This window comes from Streptomyces sp. NPDC059832, from assembly GCF_042731715.1.
Lineage (GTDB): Bacteria > Actinomycetota > Actinomycetes > Streptomycetales > Streptomycetaceae > Streptomyces.
This window is the reverse complement of record NZ_JBHWIY010000020.1, coordinates 108389-128180: the sequence shown is the minus strand read 5'-3', so window position 1 is coordinate 128180 and position 19792 is coordinate 108389. Positions and strand designations below refer to the sequence as shown.

Here is a 19792-nt window from a genome sequence, read left to right as displayed (position 1 = left end):
CCGACGGCCCGCAAGAGTGCCGAAATGGCCCTCTGGCAGGGCGACGACGGGCCCGTGATGCTGGGCCCGGCACGCCAGGGTCCGTGAACCGCGTGCATTTCCCCCGACGCCGGAAAGAGGCTTTCATGCCCGCGTTACCCCAATCGACCGCTGTCGCCGCCGAGGAGGCCGTCCGCTCCCGGCTCGACAAGCTCCGCGATGCCCGCATCGTCGTCACCGGCGGCGGCGGACTCGTCGGCAGCAGGCTGGTCGCGCTGTTGCAGAGCGCCGGAGCCGTCGTGACCGTCCTGGACCGCATGGACGCCTATCCCGAGTCCGGCCATGAGACCTTCGGCGTGGCGCGCAGCGGCGCCCGGCTGGTCGTCGGCGACGTCCGTGACGCCGACACCGTCGGGACGCTGCTGCGGGAGGCCGACTTCGTGGTCCACGCGGCTGCCTACGCGGATGTCGCAGCCTGCACCCGGCGCCCGGACATCGCATTCCGTGCCAACGTCGAGGGCACCCAGGTCGTCCTGGAGCAGGCCGCGCGGTTCCCGGTTCGGCGACTCGTGCTCGTCTCCTCCGCGTCCGTCTACGGCAACGGCGCGCCCGATGCCGAGGGGCCGCAGGTCTTCCACGAGGACATGCCGCTCGTCCCGGTGTCCGTGTATGCCAACTGCAAGCTCTGGGCGGAGCACCAGACCAGGCTGATGCTCGGCGCCTCCAGCGGCACCGAGTACGCGGTGGTGCGCTACTTCTCCGTGTACGGCGAGCCCCAGATCCCCAAACCCGGCAGCCACTCCTGGATGGTGCCCTGGCTCTCGCTCCAGGCGCGTCTCGGCCGGCCCATGCGGCTCAACGGCGGCGGGAACCAGGTCCGCGACCTCGTGCACGTCGACGACATCGCCGAGGCCACCGCGCTCGCCCTGATCGAGGAACAGATGGCCGGGCAGACCGTGAACGTCGGAACGGGCCGGCCCACGTCGGTCCGCGAGGTGGCCGATCTGATCGCCCCGTACTTCCCCGGCTCACGGCAGATCGTCACCCCGCGCCCCGAGGGGGATCCGCTCGGCGGCTACGCCTCCGTCGAGCGCTCCCGCGAGCTCCTGCGCTGGCAGGCCCGCATCGGGGTCGGGGAGGGCGTGGACCGGTACGTGCGGTGGCTGCTGGCGACGTCGGGCGCCATGCCGCGCTGGCTGGCCGAGGAGCCCGGCGAACCGGAAGGGGCGTGACACGCTGCGCACTGACGGGCCCGTGGGGCGCATGGACTGCGACGAAGGCGACACGTACACGATGGGTTACACCGGTTCCTACATCTGGTCGCTGCGCCGGCAGGTCGGCTCCAGGACGCTGCTGGTGCCCGGCGCACAGGTGCTTCTGATCGACGCCGAGGGGCGCGGGTTGTTCCAGCAGCGCGCGGACACCGGCGTCTGGGAGCTCCCGGCCGGATCCTGCGAGGAGGACGGCGACTTCACCGACGCCGCCGTCCGCGAGGTCGCCGAGGAGACCGGCCTGCGGGTGGAGCGGGACGACCTGGTGGCGTTCGGGACGCTCTCGGATCCACAAGTGCACACCCTGACCTATCCGAACGGGGACGTGACGCACTGCTTCGCGCTCTGTTTCGTCGCCCGGCGCTGGTCGGGGGAGCTGTCGCCCGGCGCCGACGAGGTGCGCCAGGCTCTGTTCCGGCCGCTCGACGCGCCGCCCCGACCGCTGCACCCGCCCACGGAGGTGGTGCTGTCCATGTACGAGAGATTCCGCGTGGAAGGAAGGTTCCAGGCCCGGTGAACCCCATACATCCGATACGCGCGGCGGTGCCCTGTCGGGCCTGTCTGTCCGGCGAGGACCTGGACTGGCTCGGCGGGGGCCGCTCGGTGACTCTCGCGCTCGGCCTGATGACGACCGTGGAGGTCGGTCCCGGCCCCGGCCCCGGCCCTGGCGAAGAAGGGACCGAGGACAGCTGGCAGCGGGAGGTGTGGGCGTTCCTGCGCGCACGGCTGCCCGGACTCGCCCCGCGACCGCCCGCCGTGACGGTCCGCAGCGAGGCACCCGCGGCGAGCGGCCTGTCGTCGTCCACGGCGCGGATCGTGGCGCTGTTCCGGGCGTTCGCGGACACTTCCCTGCGCGGGAGGCGTGTCTCCGACGCCACGATCACGCAGTGGGCGTACGAGTTCGAGTTCGCCGTCTTCAACGGTGGCGGCATGGACCACCTGGCAGTCGTCGAAGGCGGTGCGCTCCTGCTCGACGGCCGCGAGCGCGGGCTTCCGGCCATACGGGACCGGCTGGAGTTCCCCGAGCAGTGGCGGGTGGTCGTCGTGGATTCCGGCACCCGCAAGGACACCCGGCACCACATCCGGGACGTACGGGCGCAACTCGCGGCCGGCGACCCCGCACTGGCCGCCTACCGTTCCGTGACCGACGAGGCGTCGGGCCGGGTGTGGGAGGCGCTGCGCTGCCGGGACCTGGCGGAGCTCGGGGCCGCGATGGCCGATGCCCACGAAGCCATGCGGGACCACCAGCGGATGTCGACGCCGTTCCTCGAGGAGCTGCGGACGGTCGCGCTGCGCTCCGCCGGCCTGCCGCTGAAACTCAGCGGGGCCGGCGGGGGCGGTGCGCTGGTCGGCATCTGCCCGGCGGACGAGGCGGCGGAAACGGTGGCCCGCCTCGCACGGGCGCTGCTCGTCTCCCATCCGGGGGCCCGGGTCGTGCCCGCCACGGCCGCTCCGGGCGCCCGGCGGGAGCCGGTGCCGGTGGCGGGAGGTCAGAGGAAGGGGTCGTAGTCCTGCACGAGCGGGAGTTCGCCGGTTCCGCGGGCGATGCGCTCCAGCTCCAGGTTGGAGCGGTGGCGCGCGCAGTGGAACCGGCAGTCCCGGCTCGGGTCGACGATCCCCCGCCGGTCCGCGTCCTGCCAGATGGTGGCGAGGTCGTCGGTGACGGCGTCGCCGATCTTCGCGAGCGGGTTGCCCCGGTGGTAGGCACACACGTACACCCCGGAGGGGGTGATGAGCGTGCGGAGTTCGGCGACCCGGCAGCGGTCGTACTCCTTGGGCTGGACGGTGCCGACGTGGCCGCGTAGCGAGGTGAGGGTGGAGGAGTTGACGAGCTGGAAGTCCTCGCTCTCCAGGCGGGCGGCCTCGGCGAGCTGGCGGTCGACGGATGCCAGCATCTCGCCGGGGACCTGCACGATGTGGTGGTCGTCGTCGAACATGGCCTTGGTCTCGAAGTAGTCGCAGCCGATGTCGTGGGCGAGCTCGGCGGCGCACAGCACCTCGTGATGGTTGGTGACGGTGCGCCCGCCGGGCTCCTGACGGGACATCACGAGGAAGGAATAGCCGAGCGCGCCGGTCTTCTCGGCGGCGAGCAGCCGCATGTTCTCGATCACCTTGTCGAAGACGCTGCGGCCCTTGCGGTCGGGCCGGAACAGGCCGTACGTCCCGGCGGTGCCGGCGTCGACGGAGACCCGGACCCAGGTGGCGTACTGGGCGAGCTCGGCGAGGTTCTGCCGGATCATCGTGCCGTTGGTGACGACTCCGACGGCCAGGCCCGCTTCGCCGAGGATGCGTAGGACCTTGCGGGTGCCGCGATGGGCGAGGGGTTCCCCGCCGCCTATGAGAACCACCGCCCGTACGGACATGGCGACGAGTTCCTCGGCGAGGGCGGCGAGCCGTTCCGGGGTGAACCGGCCCTGGTTGAGGAGCTTTCCGCTGATGCACTCGGGGCAGGCCAGGTCGCAGAACGTGGTCGGGTCGAGGTCCACGACGAGCGGGGCGGAGGAGGGTTCGCCGGCGGCGGCCTGCAGGATCCGGGGCCAGCCCGCGGGCTGGTACAGCTTGGAGACGAGGTCGAGACGGTCGTGCGTCACAGGGTTCTCCTCTGTGGGGTGTACGGGGTTCGTCGGCGGGGCGTACCGGTTCCGGCCGGGCGGCGCTCAGCCCTTGACCGCTCCGGTGGCCAGCCCCGCGGCGATCTTGCGCTGGACGGCCAGGAAGAAGACGACGACGGGCAGGGCGGTGAGCGTGGCGCCCGCCATCAGCCCGCCGTAGTCGGTGCCGAAGCTGGTCTGGAAGGAGACCAGCCAGATGCTGAGGGTCTGCTTCTCCGGGGTGGACAGCAGGACGTAGACGAGGACGTACTCGTTCCACGCCTGCACCATCGCGAAGACGGAGGTGGCGACCAGCCCGGGGGCGAGCAGCGGCAGGACGATACGGACGAAGGCACCGAACCGGCCGCAGCCGTCGACCATCGCCGCTTCCTCCAGCTCCGCCGGGATCGCGGCGATGAAGCCGTGCAGCATCCACACGGTGAACGGCAGGGTGAAGACGAGGTAGACGAGGATCACGCCGCCGAGGCTGTCGGTGAGACCGGCGTCGTTGAGCAACAGGTAGACGGGGATGATGAGGGCGGCGAGCGGGATCATCTGGACGGTGAGGATCACCACGACGAACGCCTTGCGGCCGGCGAAGCGGAAGCGGGCGAGGGCGAACGCGGCGAGGGTGCCGACCAGGAGGGAGACCAGGACGGTGCCGAGGCCGATGACGGCGCTGGAGCGGACGTTGGCCCAGAAGGTCTCCGTGCGCATCGCGCGGGCGAAGTTGCCGAGAGTGGGATTGCTCGGCCAGAACTCGGGCGGCAGGCTGAGGATCTCGGTCGCGGGCCGGAACGCGGTGAGCACCATCCAGTAGACGGGGAAGCCGAGGGCGGCGGCCACGAGCAGGCCCAGGAGGTCGTAACGGCGTCGGGGCCGCCGCACGGCCGCAGTCCTCTGCCCCTTGCGTACCGCTCTCATTCGGCCTCACCCAGCCTCAGCATCTGCCGCAGGTACACGACGGCACCGGCGAGCAGCAGGACGACGGTGACCAGCGCGATGGCGGCCCCGGTGCTGTAGCGGTTGACGGCGAACGACTCGATGAAGGAGTAGACGCCGAGCAGGTAGTACTCGCGCTCCGGCTGACCGCCGCGCATTAGCCAGATCTGGTTGAAGACGCCGAAGTCCCAGATCGCCATCAGGGTGGTGACCATCACGAAGAGGGGCTTGATCGCGGGGAAGGTGACGTACCGGAAGAGCTGGGACGGGCGGGCGCCGTCGATGAGGGCGGCCTCCTCCAGTTCCGGCGGGATCTGGGTGAGCGCGGCGTGCAGGCTGACGGCGGCGAACGGCAGCGCGCCCCAGACGACGACCGCGGTGATCACGGCGAAGCCCTGCCAGGGGTCGGTGAACCAGTTGTGCCGGGCGAGGTCGATGCCGGGCAACGTCGACAGGAGCCAGTTGACGAGGCCGTAGTCCGCGTCGAAGAGCCAGCGGAAGATGGCCGCTGCGACCATCACCGGCATCGCCCACACCGCGACGAGCACGCCGGCGAGGACCGCTCGCACCCATGGCGACGTCCGCCGCATCAGCAGCGCGATGAGCAGGCCGAGCCCCATGGTGAGGGTGACGCAGACGACGGTGAACAGGGCCGTGCGGGCCACCACCGTCCAGAAGAACCCGTCGCCGAGGATCGTCCGGAACTGTCCGAGACCGGCCCAGGGCGGCGCGGCGCCGCTGAACAGCTCCTTGCGGGTCATGTCCTGGAAGGCCAGGGTCACCATGTCGACCAGCGGGTAGCCGAGGACCACGAGGAGGGCGAGGAAGGACGGGGCGATCAGCAGGTAGGGCAGGTGGGGGCGCGGCCTTCGCCCGGCCGGATCAGCGCTCATTGATCACCGCGTCGATCCTGCGGTCCGCCTCGCGTGCGGCGTCCCGCACGGACGCCTTTCCGGTGGCGATGCGCTCCAGCATCTCGGGCAGGACGTTGGACTTCTCCACCGAGGTCCAGCCGGGGGCGAGCGGGGTGACCCAGCCGCGCGCGGCGGCCTGGGCGGCCGGACCGTTGATTCCTCCGGCGGCGACGTCGGCGAGTTGCACGGTGTTGTTCGGGAGGGTGTTGGCGGCGATCAGCTGCCGTTGCGACTCGCCGTCGGTGAACAGGCGGATCCAGTCGGCGGCCAGCTCCTGGTTCCGCGACTTGGCGGGCACGGCCAGGGTGGAGCCCCCGAGGAACGGCGGGAGCAGCTTCCCGGAGGGGCCGGGGAAGGCGAAGGTGGCGAACTTGCCCTTGAGGCGCGGGTCGCCGCCGGAGCGGGCGTCGGCGGCGGCCTGCGCCTCCCAGGTGTTGCCGTAGAAGACGCCGGCCTTGCCCTGTCCGACGACGGCCGGCTGGTCACCGTTGTCCTTCGCCCGGTCGCCGACGTAGTAGTCGTCCAGGAGCTTCTTCCAGGCGGTGAGCCCGGCGACGGACTTCGGCGAGGAGAGGGCGCCCTGCCAGCGGCCGTCCTTCTCCACCGCCATCTCACCGCCCGCGTCCTTGACGAAGCCCATGGCGGCGTACCAGTAGCGGCCGGGCATGTAGAAGGCCGAGAAGCCGGGGTCCCCGGCACCGTACTTCGCCTTGAGCCGGTCCAGGCCGGAGATCAGCTCGGGATAGGTGCGCGGGGCACTGGTGATCCCGGCGCCCTTGAAGTAGTCGGTGCGGTAGACGCCGACGCGCGCTCCCGCGTAGTACGGCACGCAGTACGTCCGGTTGTCGTGGCGACAGGCGTCGGCGAGCGCGGGCAGCCACTGCCCGGACCGCTCGAAGGTCTTCGGGTCCAGCGGTGCGAAGGCCTCGTTGACGATGTAGTTGGTGGTCTCGCTGTTGCCCATCTCCACCACGTCGGGCACGTTCCGGCCCGCGAGGACGGCGTCCAGTTTCTGGTTCTTCGTCGTCCACTGCTGGTACTGGACATCGACCTTCACGCCCGGGTGCTGCTTCGCGAACCGCTTGTTGGCGGAGGCGACCATCTCCGGCCAGCTCTCGCGGGCGTCCACGGTCAGCCACACCTTCAGATCACCGCCCGAGCTCCCGCCCGGCGCGCCGCCCTCTCCCGAGCTGCACCCCACCACCGTGAGCAGCAGCAGGGCTCCCAGGATCCCGGATCGGCGGGGCAGACGCAGTGTCATGGATTCCTCCGTGCGGGATTCATCGAGACGTACGGGACTTGGGCGACGGTCTTCTCACTACCCCGCGGACCGAGGCTCCCCGCCGCGACACGGAGTTTCGGCCGGAAGACAACGGTGTGCTTCCCACAAAGGGCCCAGCGTCCCCCCGCTGCGCTGCGCCGATGCCATCGGCGGCTCGGAGGACGGGGGCCGCACTCAGGCCACAGTGACGCGAATGCCTCGGTGAGTAGCCGAGTGGCTCTTGACGGTGACGGTGTGCTGCCCGCAGGTTGAGCCCCTGCGGCACTCCACGACCCCGATCGAAGGGCTTGTACGTGACCGAGCAGACGACCATCGCGTCCGACACCTTTGCCCCCGCCGGCTCCGAGCGCCCCGTGCGGGTCAACGCATGGAACGGCTGGGACCCCCTGCGGCATGTGATCGTCGGCCGCGCGGAGGGCACCGTGGTGCAGGCCCCCGAACACGCGGTGCGCCGCGACTACCCCGACGACGGCTTCCCGCTGGGGACGTACGGCCCCATGCCGGCGGACATGGTGGCCGAGGCCGAGCAGCAGCTGGACGACTTCGCGGACATGCTGCGGGGGCGCGGCATCCGGGTGGACCGTCCCACCCCGGTCGACTTCACCCAGGAGGTGTCCACGCCGGAGTGGACGCACGACTCGATGTTCGGCTGCATGCCGCCCCGGGACCTGCTGCTCACGGTCGGCAACGAGGTCCTCGAAGCGACCATGTCGTACCGCAGCCGCTGGTTCGAGTACCTGTGCTACCGGCCGGTGCTCCAGGGCCTGTTCGACGCCGACGACCGGATGCGCTGGGAGGCCGCGCCCAAGCCGCGGCTCACGGACGCCTCGTACAAGACCGGGTTCTGGGACACGTACAACGACCTGTCGACCGAGGAGCAGCTGGCCCGGGTCCGCGACTACGACCTGGTGCTCACCGAGGCGGAGCCGCTCTTCGACGCCGCGGACGTGGCACGGTTCGGCAAGGACCTCTTCGTGCAGCTGTCGTTCGTCACCAACAGGAGCGGCTACGAGTGGCTGCGCCGTCACTTCCCCGACCACCGGGTGCACGCGGTGACGTCGACCAACACGCATCCGCTGCACATCGACGCGACCTGGGTGCCCCTGCGGCCCGGCCTCGTGCTGCACTGCGGGGAGCGGCTCGCGGACGCCGAGCTGATGGAGTTCTTCAAGCTCAACGACTGGGAGATCGTGGAGGCCGTGCAGCCGGCCAGCTGGGACCATCCGCCGAAGCTGTCCTTCTGCAGTCCGTGGCTCGCCGGGAACATGCTGAACCTCGACCAGAACACACTGTGCGTGGAGGAGAAGGAGGTGCGGCTCGCGGAGCAGCTGTCCTCGTACGGGTTCGAGATCGTGCCGGTGCCGTTCCGGGCGGTCGGGCCGTTCGGCGGCGGGCTGCACTGCGCGACCGTCGACATCGAGCGGGACGGCACCCTGGAGGACTACTTCCCGCACCGGTACGGCCGGTTCTAGGCGAATCCCGTGGTGGTGACGGACGGGATCGGCGCGGTCGTCCTCGACTTCTACGGGACGCTCGTACGGATGGTGGAGCCGCTGCCGCCGGACCACCGCGGCATCTTCGCACGCCGGGGCCTGGCGGCACAGGGCGAACTCTGGGGCGACCAGTGGTCGGTGGGCCCCGGCGAGGGCGAGGAGCACGCGACGCACTCGGTCGACGAGAGGGCGTACGTGACGTGGGAGCGCGATCGGCTGCGGCGCCGTGCGCGGGCCTGCGGTGTGCCGGAGACCGAGCTCGACGGTCTGGTCGCCGAGCTCGACCGGGCGATGAAGGCGGTCCGGCTCGACCTCTACCCGGACGTGCCCGGGGTGCTCGCAGGGCTGCGGGCACGGGGCCTGCTGATCGGGGTGTGCTCCAACTGGTTCTGGAACCTGGAGGAATGCGTTGCGGAGGTGGGCATCAGTGGGGCCGTGGACGTGGTGGTGGGCTCCGCGCGGGCGGGGGCCCGCAAGCCGCATCCGCTGATCTACCGCACGCTGGTCGAACGTTGCGCGGTGCCGGCGGACCGGGTGCTGTTCGTCGGAGACATGTGGGTGCCCGACGTGCTCGGTCCGCTGGCGGCGGGGATGCGGGCGGTACATCTGTGGCGGCCCGACCGGGCGGTGGACGGTGTCGCGCCGCCCCTGCCGGAGGGGGCGGCGCGGATCACCGGCCTGCGGGAGCTCATCCCGGCAGTGGACTCCGGTGGCGGAGACGGTCGAGGAGGTTCCGGGTGACGCGGACGACGGCCGGGTCCTGTTCGTGCCCGCAGACCACGGGCCAGTCCGTGGTGCCGGCGGTGAAGACGGTGCCGCCGGCGGTGTAGAGGCCCATGGTGGCGGCGCGCGGGCTGCTGATGGACGGTTCGCGCACGGGGCCGTTCCAGTGACCCCATTTGAAATGATGGAAATCCTCGTGCACCGGTTCGAGGACGTGAATTCCGAGAATGAGGAAGGAGCCCGGAGTTCCGTCCTCTCCGGTGGCGCGGGCGACTCCGTCCGCGCCGTAGGAGAATGCGGCGCCGTCGCATTCGTATCCGATGAGAGGTGTACCGGCTCCCAGACGGTCAGCTGTCCCTCCGTCGGACCCGTCGCGCAATCCGGTGCCTTCGTAGATCCAGTGATCGGCGTGCTGCACGGTGTATCCGACGCGGGGACGGTCGCCGGGCCATTCAGTGGCGGGCCACATTCCGCCGTTTCGGAAACTCACTCCGGTGAGCGTGTTCTCCGGCCTGCCGACCCCGTCGGGCACGGGCGCCCACCACTGGTCGGTGGCGGGCAGGTGGGGATATTCGTCGCCGACGTGGTGATCGGTGTCGGAGACGAAAGCGGTGTTCTCGTCCGTCGGGTGCACCCGCCACCAGCAGGTGTTGGCGCTGAGAAAGGCGATGTTCCCGCCGTCGCGGACGAATCGCTCCGCGTGGGTGCGCATCGCCGCGCTCCAGTACTCGTCGTGACCGACGCTGAGCAGGAGGTCGTACGAGGAGAGCAGGCCGGAGTCCTCGTGCAGATCGAGATCGGTGCAGTACTCGACGCGATAGCCGTGGCGTTCCAGCCAGGCGATGAAGGGCGCATCCCAGTAGGCGAGGTCGACAACGCCCCCGGGACGGTGGAGGCTGACCTTGTGACCTCGGGGTTCACCGCCGCCACCGGCCCGGTGGACGGGGTGGTCGTAGAGGCTGACGGCGCGTTCCAGACCGGGCCGGTCGGAACGGTTGTAGGCGTGCCGGGTGAAGGTGGACTTCTTGTAGAGGATGCGGGAGTGGCTGCCGGGGACGCGGGGGCGTACGACGAAGAACTCCCGGGCGTGCCCTTCGAGCTGCTCCGCACCGAGGAGGGGAGGATTCCCGGGATGGTCCGGGCCGCATTCGATGAATTCGACCAGGTGGATTCCCGGCCCCCAATCCTCTGGTACGGGAAGGGTGAGCGGCGGCCAGTTCCAGTCGTCGGCGGGCGAGGCGCGTCCGGTCAATCCATCCGGATGGTCGGGCGGGGTGTGCTGGAAGCCCGGAAACTCCTCGGATTCTCCGACCGGTATGAGTTCCTGGCCGAGCCGGTAGAAACGAAGACGGAACCTGGGGGCGTCCGTGGAGAGATGGAGTATTAATTCCCCGCCGACGGTGACGCTTTCGCGTCCGAGATATCCCTCAATCATGCCGCTCATGCTAAGCAACCGTCGTGCGGACGACAACGGAGCCGCCAACCGGCCATTCGATCCCCTATTTTCAGACACGGTGGGTGGGTCGAGACTCTGTGTCCCGACTTCTGGGTAAGGAGGAATCCGAAAAGGGCACGGGGCCGTCCGTCGATCGGTGAGGGGCTCGTATGAGCGGTGAAATTCGCGGTGAATTCCGTGTACGCGAACTGGTACTGGGGATCGAGGGGCTGGCGCTGCTGCGCCACGCCGTGGACGGTGACGAGGAGTTCCTCCGGGAGCGGGTGGCCGACATACGCCGCTTCGCCCTCGACGAGGAGAAGCTCCCGGACGGCGGGGCCCTTGTCAGCGAGCTCGACGCGGCGGCCGGCTACGCGTCCTGGTCGGCGGTGTACGACTCGCTGCCCAGCTCGTACATCGAGGTGGAGGAACCGGTCGTCCGCACGATCCTGGACGGTCTCGCGCCCGGAGCGGCGCTCGACGCCGCCTGCGGCACCGGCCGGCAGACCCGGGAGCTGACTGCTCGGGGGCACCGCGTGATCGGCGTCGACCAGTCGCCGCAGATGATCGCGAAGGCCCGCGAGCACGCCCCGGAGGCCGAGTACCGCGTGGGACACCTGGAACGTCTGCCGCTCGACGACGACTCCGTCGATCTCGCCGTCTGCTCGCTGGCCATGACGCACCTTCCGGACCTCGCCCCCGCCGTGGCGGAGCTGGCCCGGGTGGTCCGGCCGGGTGGGCGGATCGTCGTCTCGGACATGCACCCGTTCGTGATCGCGCTCCAGGGACAGTGTCTCTTCGTGCACGGCTCCGAGGAACTCGCCTTCGTCCGCAACCACGTCCATCTGCCCGGCCGCTACCTGGAGGCGTTCGGACGGGCGGGGCTGCGGGTGCGCGGCTGCCACGAGCCGTTGTTCAACGGGCGTCTCGCGCCCGGCGGTTACGAGGAGTTCATCGCGGACGCGGCCCGCGCCGCCTGGGACGGTCTCCCGATCGTCGTCGTCTGGGACGTCGAGGTCCCCGCCCGGTAAGGAGGCACCATGGCCCTGGCACTGGTTCGTCACTCGGAACGGCCCGAGCTGTGGGACCGCATCCCCGAGCGGTTCGCCGGCGTGGTGCCCGAGTACAACCTGCACGGAGACATCAACGGCGAATACTGGAACCGGCTGTTCGACGATTTCCCGGAGTTCCAGTTCGTCCTGTACGACGACGAGCACGACGCGGTCGTCGGCGCCGGCCGCTCGCTGCCCCGCACCTGGGACGGCACCGCGGCGGACCTCGGTCCGGGCCTGGACGACTCGATCGCGCGGGCCTTCGCGGACCGCGACGCCGGGCGCGCCCCGGACGCGCTGTGCGCGCTGGGCATCGAGGTCGCCCAGGACCATCAGGGCCGGGGGCTGTCCAAGGTGCTGCTCGACGCGATGTCGGACACGGCACGGCGCGCCGGTCTCGCGACGGTCCTGGTACCGGTGCGTCCCACCTGGAAGGAGCGGTATCCGCTGGTGCCGATCGAACGGTACGCGGCGTGGACCCGGGACGACGGGACCCCGTTCGACCCGTGGATCCGGACCCAGGTGGGCGCGGGCGGCACCCTCGCGGCGGCGTCCGGGCGTTCCTCCCGGATCACGGGGACGGTCGCCGAGTGGGAGAGCTGGACGGGCCTTGCCTTCCCGGAGGACGGGGAGTACGTCTTCCCCGGTGGTCTCGCACCGCTCCGGGTCGACCGGGCGCGGGATCTGGCCGCGTACTGGGAGCCGGGAGTGTGGATCACGCACCGGGCCGGAGACCGGCGAGCCCGTTAGCCGAGATCTTCTCCCGCGCGAACGGCGGTCCACGCGAACGCGGCCATCGCACGGACCTCGTCCGGGCCCGCCTCGGGGCGGCGTTCGGGCGGGAGTCCGGCGGGTCCGGCGGTGGCCACGGCGGAGTGCCGCAGCCGGTCGAGTGCGTCGGCGGGCACCCCGTCCGGCAGCGGCCCCAGGCGGCGCGAGGCCTGGACGGCCTGCCGTCCGAGCAGCAGACAGTGGGTCCACAGCTCCTCCGCGAACGCGCCGCCGAAGGTCCCGGCCACCTCGGCCGCAAGGTCCTGCGGCAGATGCGCGGCCCGCGCGGCGCGGACCGTGTCCTCCGTGAGGCCGGTCGCGGGCAGGGCGTCCCGCCAACGGTGGTGGCCGCGCCCGCCGTCGGCGCCGTGCTCCTGTCCGACGAGCCGGATGTAGCCCTCGCCGTACCGCATGTACGGGATCCAGCCCGGCTCCTCCAGCACGCGGCCCCGGTCCAGCAGGGGTGCGGCGTCTGCGGCGGAGGTGGGACAGACGGCGAGCCGGATGCCCTGGGCTGCATGGTCGTTGATGCTGGTCGTCCCGATGTGCTCGACGATGTTCGGTACGGCGAGCAGACCCATCCGGCCGTGCCCCCGGAAGAAGACGGAGAGCAGTTCGTCGTCATGGCGTTCGGCGCTGTCACGGGCGTGGGCGCGGAAGGCGGCGGCGCTCCCGGCCGGCAGGCAGACGGCAAGGGACGGCGTGAACTCGTCGGGGACGGCCCGTACCCAGGAGGCACCGGCGAGGGCGGCAAGGCGGGCGGCGGCACCGTTGCGGGCGTGCCAGTTGGTGTAGAAGACCAGTGCCTCGTCGGGGAACCGGGCGGCGGCCCCGGTGACGATCTCCAGGAGCTCGGCAGGGGCGTCGACATCGTCCTGGACGACGAGGTGGTGGCTGGCCTCCGGGTCCGCGGCCGACCAGGCGACCAGGGCGGTGCGCAGGGCGCAGGGCGGGCCGTCCGGGGCAGGGTCGAGGGCGAGGCCGTCCAGCCGCAGCCGGTCAGCGAGGTCCTGGGCCTGAGCGAGGCGTACGGGGTGGGTCATGACGGCCGAACTCACGCGAGGCTTGGTCACCTTGGTCACACTGCGCTCCTCCACAGGGGTGGTCGTCGGTCATGGTCGCAGAGCGCGGACGGACGGACCCCGGTGTACCGGGAGTTTGGCCGGATCAGTAGCGGTGGTGAGTGTTCCAGCGGGAACGGGCAACAAGCTCACCATCGGTGGAATACCGAACGGCGCGGTGGTGGCGGGGGCCAGGAGCGTTGTCGCCGGGTGCATCAGGGGACCGGCGGCTGCGGAGGAGCAGGCCGGTGACGATGAGCCAGCACAGGCCGATGACGGCATCGGCGTACACGGTGACAGCGAGCGGCAGGGCGGCGGCGCCGTGCACGGCCGTCACCGCGAGGGCCGAGAGACCGATCCCGGCGGCGAACACCAGGCACCTCAGGGGTCGCCGCACTGTGAGCACCTCTCGTCCGTCGCACCGCTTCCCCCAAGTGAACGGCAGGCCATCGAACCCTGTGACGGTCCATTCCGGACAGGCTGTTTCCGCCAAGTCGTGGGGCATTCGCCATGTCACGCCCCTGCCGATCGGCCCCACAGGGGTCCGGGCGGTCCTGCCGACGCGGTGTTGTTTTGCTCCTGAGCCTTACCGGCCCTTGTAATTGATCTTCATCGTGTCCATGTCGGTCACCGTGGACCGCAGCGCGCCATGGCCGTACCCCTGCTCGTTCAGGTAGGTCTCCGCGCGGTCCTCGGCGATCACGGCCGCCATCTCCTCGCCGTCGTCGGCGTCGGAGACGACCTCGTACCGGAAGCTGAAGTGTTTGAGCACACGGTCGTACGCGAGCGAGCCCTTTTCGGTGAACTGCATCGCGCTCAGGCCGTGGCCGTCCACTTCGGACAGCAGCCGGGCGCGGGCCCCGTCCGTCAGGCCGTCCCAGGTGCCGCGCACGATCACTCGGTAGGTGTGCTGCGTGCTCATCGTGTCCCGCTCCGCGTTCCGTACGTGTGGGCCGCATCGGCCACTGCTCATGAACCGTCGGGGGCCAAGATTACGGCGGTACGGGCGGGGCGCATCCGAATTACCGGGCGGCACCGGAGGCGGGCCGCGGGCCGTCCCCGTGGTCTTTGCCGAAGTCTGGCGGCCATGCCCCTGGCCGGGGCGTTGTCCAGCGTGTTCCATGGTCATCGGGGGGCGCCCGGACCTGCGGCGGCCCGTGCGAGGGAGTGAGGTTGCCTTGGCCACGACCGTACGACGCGCTGTACTGACTCTGCCCGCCGCACCACTGGGCCCGGAGAATCCGCTGCCCGCGCTGCGGCCGCTCGACGAGATGCATGTGGTCGACGAACGCGACCGGGCCGCACTGCCACGTGACATGGCACGCCAGATCGGCTATCGGCCACTGGCCACCGTGCTGCCGGTGCGCATCCTCGACGGGTACCGGCGGGAGCGCACCCCCACCGGACTCGACGCGATCGTCATCGAGAACGACCGGCTGCGGGCCACCGTCCTGCCCGGACTCGGCGGCCGCATCCACTCCCTCCACCACAAGCCGACCGGCCGCGAACTGCTCTACACCAACCCCGTGCTCCAGCCCGCCGACTTCGCGCTCAACGGCGCCTGGTTCTCCGGCGGCATCGAGTGGAACATCGGCGCCACGGGCCACACCACGCTGTCCTGCGCCCCGCTCCACGCGGCCCGCGTACCCGCGCCCGACGGGGGCGAGATGGTCCGCCTCTGGGAGTGGGAGCGGCTGCGCGACCTGCCGTTCCAGGTGGACCTCTGGCTGCCCGAGGACTCCGACTTCCTGCACGTCGGCGTACGGATCCGCAACCCCCACGAGCACACCGCACCCGTGTACTGGTGGTCCAACATCGCCGTGCCCGAAGGCGAACGCACCCGCGTCCTGGCCCCCGCCGACGAGGCGTGGCACTTCGGGTACCAACGGACCCTGACCCGGGTCCCGGTCCCCGTGGCCGGCTCCGTCGACCGTACGTACCCGCTGCGCGGCGACTTCCCCGCCGACTACTTCTACGAGGTGCCCGACGGCGCCCGCCGCTGGATAGCCTCGCTCGACCAGGACGGCCACGGGCTCGTCCAGACGTCGACCGACCTGCTGCGCGGCCGGAAGCTTTTCCTCTGGGGCAGCGGCGCGGGCGGGCGGCGCTGGCAGGAGTGGCTCACCGAGCCCGGCACCGTCGGATACGCCGAGATCCAGGCCGGACTGGCCCGCACCCAGCTGGAGCACGTCCCCCTCGAACCGGGTGCCGAGTTCAGCTGGCTGGAGTCGTACGGGCCGCTGTCCGCGGACCCGCTCGCCGTGCACGGCGAGGACTGGGCGGCGGCCCGCGCCGAGACCGAACAGCGGCTCGCCGAGGCGTTGTCGCGCACCGATGTCGAGGCCGCCTACGCCGTCTGGCGCCCCTGCGCCGACACCGAACCCGGCGAGTCGCTCGCCACCGGCTCGGGCTGGGGCGCGCTGGAGGTCCGGCGGGGCAAGTACGAGCTGCCCGGCACACCGTTCGCCGACTCCACCCTCGGTGAACAGCAGCGGCCCTGGCTGGAGTTGCTGGACCAGGGCACCTTTCCCGAGCCGCGCAGGGCGGTCCCGCCCGGCCCCTCCCTGGTCTCCCCGCACTGGCGCGACATGCTGGAGACGGCTCCCGCCGAACCCCTCACCGAGTACCACCTGGGCGTCGCCCAGTGGCACGCCGGTGACCGCGCCCAGGCGGTCCGCAGCTGGGAGCGCGGACTGGCACTCGCCCCCTCGCGCTGGCCGCTGCTGCGGTGCCTCGCCGTCGCCGCCGAGGAGGGCCGCCAGTGGGACCGGGCCGCGGACCTCTACGGCGAGGCGTTCGACGACCTGTGCGCGGAACGCCGCGACGACGGCGAGGCCTGGACGGCGGCCACGGCGGCGCTGGGCCGGGAGGCGATGGAGGCGCTGCTGACGGCCGGGCGCGCGGCAGCGGTCCGGGCCGTATGGGCCGCCCTGCCTCCGGCGGTCCGGCAGCGCGGCCGGTTCCGCCTGCTGGAGGCACGGCTGCTGATCGCCGAGGGCGACCTGACCGCCGCCCGGACCGTCTTCGACGAGGGCTTCGAGGTCGAGGATCTGCGTGAGGGTGCGGAGATCCTGGACGAGGTATGGGCCCTGCTCACGGACGAGCCGCTGCCCGATGCGTACAACTACCGGATGCGCCCCAAGAGTTGAGGGCGCCTGTCCGCCCCTGCCCGCGTCGGCCCGGGTCCGCTCTCAGCGGCCCGGTCCGGACGGCAGGGTCCGGTCGACGTACTCGAAGACCGAACCGTCCGGGTGTACGGCGATCAGGTTGCGGCCGACCGGCGTCGGTACCGGCCCGGCGAGGATCCGGGCACCGACGCGGGCGAGGGCGGCGTGCGCGTCGTCGACGTCCTTGACCGCGATCGTCGCCGTCACCTTGCGCAGGATCTCCAGCTCCGCCTCCGGGCCGCTCATCAGGAGGAAGCAGCTGATCGCGGCGACCGAGACCCCGCCGCGCTCGAAGCGGAGCGCCGAGCTGCCCGTGAGGTCCTCGTAGAAGGCCACCGCGGCCTCCAGGTCGTCGACGCAGATGCGGAGCGTGGTTCCCAGAATGTCCATGCGCACAAGGGTAGTTGGCGGCACATCGGCGCGTGATCGATTCGAGGAGGGGCGCGGCGGAGCCCGCGGTCACGGCCGCCGGGAGGGCCGCGGAGTCCGCCGCGGGCTCAGGCCCGGCAGAGCACCTCGCCGTGCGGGACCATGAACCAGGCGTCGTCCCGCGTGCCCCACTCGCGCCACGCGGCGGCGATCCCCGCCAAGTCCTCGGCGCCGGCCCGGCCGCCGGCGGTGGCCATCTCCGCGTACGCCGTGCCGACCGTGCGGTCCGCCCACATGCCGCCCCACCAGGCCCTGCTCTCCGGGGTGGCGAAACACCAGTTGCCGGCGGTCGGGGTGATGTCGGTGAAGCCGGCCCGGCGGGCCCAGGAGAGCAGCCGGCGGCCCGCGTCCGGCTCGCCGCCGTTGGCTCGGGCGACCCGGCGGTACAGGTCCAGCCAGTCGTCCAGGCCGGGAACCTCCGGGTACCAGGCCATCGCCGCGTAGTCGCTGTCGCGGGCCGCGACGACGCCGCCGGGGCGGCAGACGCGCCGCATCTCGCGCAGTGCCTGCACCGGGTCGCCCACGTGCTGGAGCACTTGGTGGGCATGGACGACATCGAAGGAGTCGTCGGGAAAGTCCAGGGCGTGCACGTCGGCGGTGGTGAACTCGACGTTGTCCAGTCCGCGTTCGGCCGCGACGCCCGCCGCCTGGGACAGGATCTCCTCGGTGGTGTCGACGGCGGTCACCCGGCCGGGAGCGACCAGCGCGGCCAGGTCCGCGGTGATGGTGCCGGGGCCGCAACCGACGTCCAGCACGGTCAGGCCGGGGCGGAGCTCGTCGATCAGATAGGCCGCGGAATTGGCGGCGGTGCGCCATCGGTGCGAGCGCAGCACCGCCTCGTGGTGGCCGTGGGTGTAGACGGCGGTCTCCTTCGGCATGGCCGTGGATCCTTTCTCGGAACGCGGCTGGAAACGTCTCGGAACACGACGCAGACGCGAGCCGCGAAGCGCTGATCGGTACCGTCACCGTACGCCGCAGTGTCGAATGATGAGATAGATGTCTTGCTATATGGACGAGTTGCGTTCGCGTTCCGGCGCCGGGCCGGGGAGAGTGAACGCATGGCATCCGTCTTTGCAAGCGAACTCCTCGACTGCCACGGCGAGGCGCTCCGGCTCTTCACCGACCGGGTGCACGCGGTGCGCGAGGACCAGTGGTCCGCACCGACTCCGTGCACCGAATGGACCGTCCGTGAGCTGGTCGCCCATCTCACCTCCGAACAGCTCTGGGTGGTGCCGCTGGTCACCGGGGGCCGCACCGTCACCGATGTCGGTGACGCCTTCGACGGCGATGTGCTGGGCGACGACCCCGTGACCGCCTGGGACCGGGCGGCGGACGGGGCGCGCAGGGCGTTCGAGGCGCCGGGCGCCCTGGAGCGGACGGTGAACCTCTCGTACGGGGAAAGCGCCGCCGACGCCTACTGTGCGCAGATGGTGGCCGACGCCGTGGTCCACGCCTGGGACCTGTCCCGGGCGATCGGTGCCGACGAGCGGCTGCCCGCCCGGCTGGTCGCGTTCGCGCGCAGTGAGGTCGGACCGTACGCGAAGGACCTCTCGCAGAGCGGTCTGTTCGCCGCCCCCGTCGACACCGCGGCGGACGCCGACGCGCAGACGCGGCTGCTCGCACTGCTCGGCCGACGGGCCTGAGGCCACCCGCGGCCGGGCGGCGTTGTCGGGCCAAATGCCACGCGATTAGTGTGGGTTCGATATTCCGGTCACGAGAGGCTGAAGTGAACGCACCGTATCTGGACGTGGCCGTACATGAGCAGGCCGAGCTAGGCGAGGGCCCGACCTGGGACCCGGTCACCGGCCGGCTGATCTGGGTCGACATCGTCTCCGCGCGCGTGCACACCTACGACCCGGTGAGCGGCCGCCGTACGGTGATGGCGACCGAACAGCACGTCGGGGCGGCCAAGCCGCGCGCCGGCGGCGGACTCGTGGTCAATCTGCGCGACGGCATCGGCCTGTACGACCCGGACGGCGCCTTCCGCTGGCTGGTCCACGACCCGGAGCCGGGCCGGCGCGGCAACGACGCGGCGGTCGCGCCGGACGGGGCACTGTGGGCGGGCACCATGCGCTACGACGGAGCCGCCGACGGAGGCAGCCTCACCCGCGTCGCGGCCGACGGCGCGGTGACCCCCGTGCTGCCCGCCGTGGCATGCTCCAACGGCATCGGGTGGAGCCCGGACGGCCGGCTGATGTACTTCATCGACACACCCACGCGCCGGATCGACGTCTTCGACTTCGACGGCGAACATGCCGTGAACCGGCGCCCGTTCGCCACCGTCGAGGACGGCGCGGGATTCCCCGACGGACTGACGGTCGACGCCGCAGGTGCCGTCTGGGTCGCCCTGTGGGACGGTGCGGCGGTGCGCCGGTACACGGCCGACGGCGCCCTGGACCGGATCGTCGCACTGCCGGTACGGCGCCCGACCGCCTGCGCCTTCGGCGGCAGCGGCCTGAGCGACCTCTACATCTCGACGGCCCGGACGGGGCTCGCCGCCCCGCACCCGCTGTCCGGATCGCTGCTGGTGCTGCCGGACGCGGGGCGCGGAATGCCCCAGGCGGCCTTCGCGGGCTGATCCCGCCTCACCTGCCGGTCACCGCCGCGAGACCCCACCCCCCCGGGGGGGGGGGGTGTCCGAACCCCACACGAAAGGGACCTAGGGATAGAAAACCCCAAAAG

Annotated in this window: 20 protein-coding genes; 10 read left to right on the top strand and 10 right to left on the bottom strand. The window is 71.4% G+C overall.

Annotation, left to right across the window (positions count from 1 at the left end; all coding sequences use genetic code 11):
* Positions 1-125: 125 nt before the first annotated feature.
* Genes ACFV8T_RS29575 through ACFV8T_RS29565 form a run of 3 tightly spaced genes read left to right on the top strand, consistent with a single transcriptional unit; the run spans position 126 to position 2759 of the window.
* The gene (locus tag ACFV8T_RS29575) at positions 126-1211 is read left to right on the top strand and encodes an NAD-dependent epimerase/dehydratase family protein (RefSeq protein WP_385333411.1); all 1086 of its coding nucleotides are present in this window, start codon (positions 126-128) and stop codon (positions 1209-1211) included.
* A 31-nt stretch (positions 1212-1242) separates the two neighbouring features.
* A complete protein-coding gene (locus ACFV8T_RS29570) occupies positions 1243-1767 on the top strand; it encodes an NUDIX domain-containing protein (RefSeq protein ID WP_385333409.1) in 525 nt (174 codons plus the stop codon).
* On the top strand, positions 1764-2759 hold the full coding sequence (locus ACFV8T_RS29565) for a mevalonate kinase (protein WP_385333406.1): 996 nt from the start codon (positions 1764-1766) through the stop codon (positions 2757-2759). The genes ACFV8T_RS29570 and ACFV8T_RS29565 overlap by 4 nt, the downstream gene beginning before the upstream one ends.
* Here the strand turns inward: ACFV8T_RS29565 and ACFV8T_RS29560 are convergent.
* The 4 genes from ACFV8T_RS29560 to ACFV8T_RS29545 all read right to left on the bottom strand — a co-directional run bounded on the left by ACFV8T_RS29560 (position 2741) and on the right by ACFV8T_RS29545 (position 6958).
* Positions 2741-3841 (bottom strand): radical SAM protein, encoded by a 1101-nt coding sequence (locus tag ACFV8T_RS29560; RefSeq protein ID WP_385333403.1) that lies wholly within the window; start codon positions 3839-3841, stop codon positions 2741-2743. The genes ACFV8T_RS29565 and ACFV8T_RS29560 overlap by 19 nt on opposite strands.
* Before the next feature lie 66 nt (positions 3842-3907).
* Positions 3908-4729 carry a carbohydrate ABC transporter permease gene (locus tag ACFV8T_RS29555; RefSeq protein ID WP_385333401.1) on the bottom strand — a complete coding sequence of 274 codons (822 nt, stop codon included), beginning with the start codon at positions 4727-4729 and terminating at the stop codon, positions 3908-3910.
* 32 nt (positions 4730-4761) lie between these two features.
* Complete coding sequence (locus ACFV8T_RS29550; protein ID WP_385333398.1) at positions 4762-5676, bottom strand: carbohydrate ABC transporter permease; 915 nt, start codon at positions 5674-5676, stop codon at positions 4762-4764.
* Entirely contained in the window at positions 5666-6958 is a 1293-nt protein-coding gene (locus tag ACFV8T_RS29545; RefSeq protein ID WP_385333395.1) for an extracellular solute-binding protein, read from the bottom strand. The genes ACFV8T_RS29550 and ACFV8T_RS29545 overlap by 11 nt, the downstream gene beginning before the upstream one ends.
* Positions 6959-7272: 314 nt before the next feature.
* On the opposite strand from ACFV8T_RS29545, the gene ACFV8T_RS29540 reads away from it, so the two are divergent.
* Positions 7273-8451, top strand: a complete 1179-nt coding sequence (locus ACFV8T_RS29540) for a serine/threonine protein kinase (protein WP_385333392.1) — start codon at positions 7273-7275, stop codon at positions 8449-8451.
* A gap of 9 nt (positions 8452-8460) precedes the next feature.
* Entirely contained in the window at positions 8461-9213 is a 753-nt protein-coding gene (locus tag ACFV8T_RS29535; protein WP_385333390.1) for an HAD family hydrolase, read from the top strand.
* On the opposite strand, the gene ACFV8T_RS29530 is transcribed toward ACFV8T_RS29535, so the two are convergent.
* Positions 9161-10630, bottom strand: coding sequence for a N,N-dimethylformamidase beta subunit family domain-containing protein (locus tag ACFV8T_RS29530; RefSeq protein ID WP_385333388.1), 1470 nt, complete (start codon positions 10628-10630; stop codon positions 9161-9163). The genes ACFV8T_RS29535 and ACFV8T_RS29530 overlap by 53 nt on opposite strands.
* 170 nt (positions 10631-10800) lie before the next feature.
* Between ACFV8T_RS29530 and ACFV8T_RS29525 the strand changes: the two genes are divergently transcribed.
* Positions 10801-11661, top strand: a complete 861-nt coding sequence (locus tag ACFV8T_RS29525; RefSeq protein WP_385333386.1) for a class I SAM-dependent methyltransferase — start codon at positions 10801-10803, stop codon at positions 11659-11661.
* Positions 11662-11670: 9 nt separating this feature from the next.
* A complete protein-coding gene (locus ACFV8T_RS29520) occupies positions 11671-12432 on the top strand; it encodes a GNAT family N-acetyltransferase (RefSeq protein WP_385333383.1) in 762 nt (253 codons plus the stop codon).
* Here ACFV8T_RS29520 and ACFV8T_RS29515 read toward each other — a convergent pair.
* The 3 genes from ACFV8T_RS29515 to ACFV8T_RS29505 all read right to left on the bottom strand — a co-directional run bounded on the left by ACFV8T_RS29515 (position 12429) and on the right by ACFV8T_RS29505 (position 14436).
* The gene (locus tag ACFV8T_RS29515) at positions 12429-13535 is read right to left on the bottom strand and encodes a hypothetical protein (RefSeq protein ID WP_385333381.1); all 1107 of its coding nucleotides are present in this window, start codon (positions 13533-13535) and stop codon (positions 12429-12431) included. The two genes, ACFV8T_RS29520 and ACFV8T_RS29515, sit on opposite strands and share 4 nt — an antisense overlap.
* A gap of 85 nt (positions 13536-13620) precedes the next feature.
* On the bottom strand, positions 13621-13911 hold the full coding sequence (locus ACFV8T_RS29510) for a hypothetical protein (RefSeq protein ID WP_385333378.1): 291 nt from the start codon (positions 13909-13911) through the stop codon (positions 13621-13623).
* A 189-nt stretch (positions 13912-14100) separates the two neighbouring features.
* A complete protein-coding gene (locus tag ACFV8T_RS29505) occupies positions 14101-14436 on the bottom strand; it encodes a DUF6204 family protein (RefSeq protein ID WP_385333375.1) in 336 nt (111 codons plus the stop codon).
* Between the two features lie 256 nt (positions 14437-14692).
* On the opposite strand from ACFV8T_RS29505, the gene ACFV8T_RS29500 reads away from it, so the two are divergent.
* Entirely contained in the window at positions 14693-16663 is a 1971-nt protein-coding gene (locus ACFV8T_RS29500; protein WP_385333373.1) for a DUF5107 domain-containing protein, read from the top strand.
* Positions 16664-16705: 42 nt separating this feature from the next.
* Here ACFV8T_RS29500 and ACFV8T_RS29495 read toward each other — a convergent pair whose 3' ends face one another.
* Together ACFV8T_RS29495 and ACFV8T_RS29490 are read right to left on the bottom strand one after the other, a co-directional pair.
* Positions 16706-17071: a VOC family protein gene (locus ACFV8T_RS29495; RefSeq protein ID WP_385333370.1), complete on the bottom strand. Its 366-nt coding sequence runs from the start codon at positions 17069-17071 to the stop codon at positions 16706-16708.
* A 107-nt stretch (positions 17072-17178) separates the two neighbouring features.
* Positions 17179-17988, bottom strand: a complete 810-nt coding sequence (locus ACFV8T_RS29490; RefSeq protein WP_385333367.1) for a methyltransferase domain-containing protein — start codon at positions 17986-17988, stop codon at positions 17179-17181.
* A gap of 180 nt (positions 17989-18168) precedes the next feature.
* Between ACFV8T_RS29490 and ACFV8T_RS29485 the strand changes: the two genes are divergently transcribed.
* Complete coding sequence (locus ACFV8T_RS29485; RefSeq protein WP_385333364.1) at positions 18169-18753, top strand: TIGR03086 family metal-binding protein; 585 nt, start codon at positions 18169-18171, stop codon at positions 18751-18753.
* An 83-nt stretch (positions 18754-18836) separates the two neighbouring features.
* Positions 18837-19688: an SMP-30/gluconolactonase/LRE family protein gene (locus ACFV8T_RS29480; protein WP_385333361.1), complete on the top strand. Its 852-nt coding sequence runs from the start codon at positions 18837-18839 to the stop codon at positions 19686-19688.
* The last annotated feature ends 104 nt before the right edge of the window (positions 19689-19792 follow it).

Coding starts and splice junctions, on each gene's coding strand:
- ACFV8T_RS29575 (WP_385333411.1), top strand. CDS start 126: ATGCCCGCGTTACCCCAATCGACCGCTGTCGCCGCCGAGGAGGCCGTC.
- ACFV8T_RS29570 (WP_385333409.1), top strand. CDS start 1,243: ATGGACTGCGACGAAGGCGACACGTACACGATGGGTTACACCGGTTCC.
- ACFV8T_RS29550 (WP_385333398.1), bottom strand. CDS start 5,676: ATGAGCGCTGATCCGGCCGGGCGAAGGCCGCGCCCCCACCTGCCCTAC.
- ACFV8T_RS29545 (WP_385333395.1), bottom strand. CDS start 6,958: ATGACACTGCGTCTGCCCCGCCGATCCGGGATCCTGGGAGCCCTGCTG.
- ACFV8T_RS29530 (WP_385333388.1), bottom strand. CDS start 10,630: ATGATTGAGGGATATCTCGGACGCGAAAGCGTCACCGTCGGCGGGGAA.
- ACFV8T_RS29525 (WP_385333386.1), top strand. CDS start 10,801: ATGAGCGGTGAAATTCGCGGTGAATTCCGTGTACGCGAACTGGTACTG.
- ACFV8T_RS29520 (WP_385333383.1), top strand. CDS start 11,671: ATGGCCCTGGCACTGGTTCGTCACTCGGAACGGCCCGAGCTGTGGGAC.
- ACFV8T_RS29505 (WP_385333375.1), bottom strand. CDS start 14,436: ATGAGCACGCAGCACACCTACCGAGTGATCGTGCGCGGCACCTGGGAC.
- ACFV8T_RS29495 (WP_385333370.1), bottom strand. CDS start 17,071: ATGGACATTCTGGGAACCACGCTCCGCATCTGCGTCGACGACCTGGAG.
- ACFV8T_RS29490 (WP_385333367.1), bottom strand. CDS start 17,988: ATGCCGAAGGAGACCGCCGTCTACACCCACGGCCACCACGAGGCGGTG.
- ACFV8T_RS29485 (WP_385333364.1), top strand. CDS start 18,169: ATGGCATCCGTCTTTGCAAGCGAACTCCTCGACTGCCACGGCGAGGCG.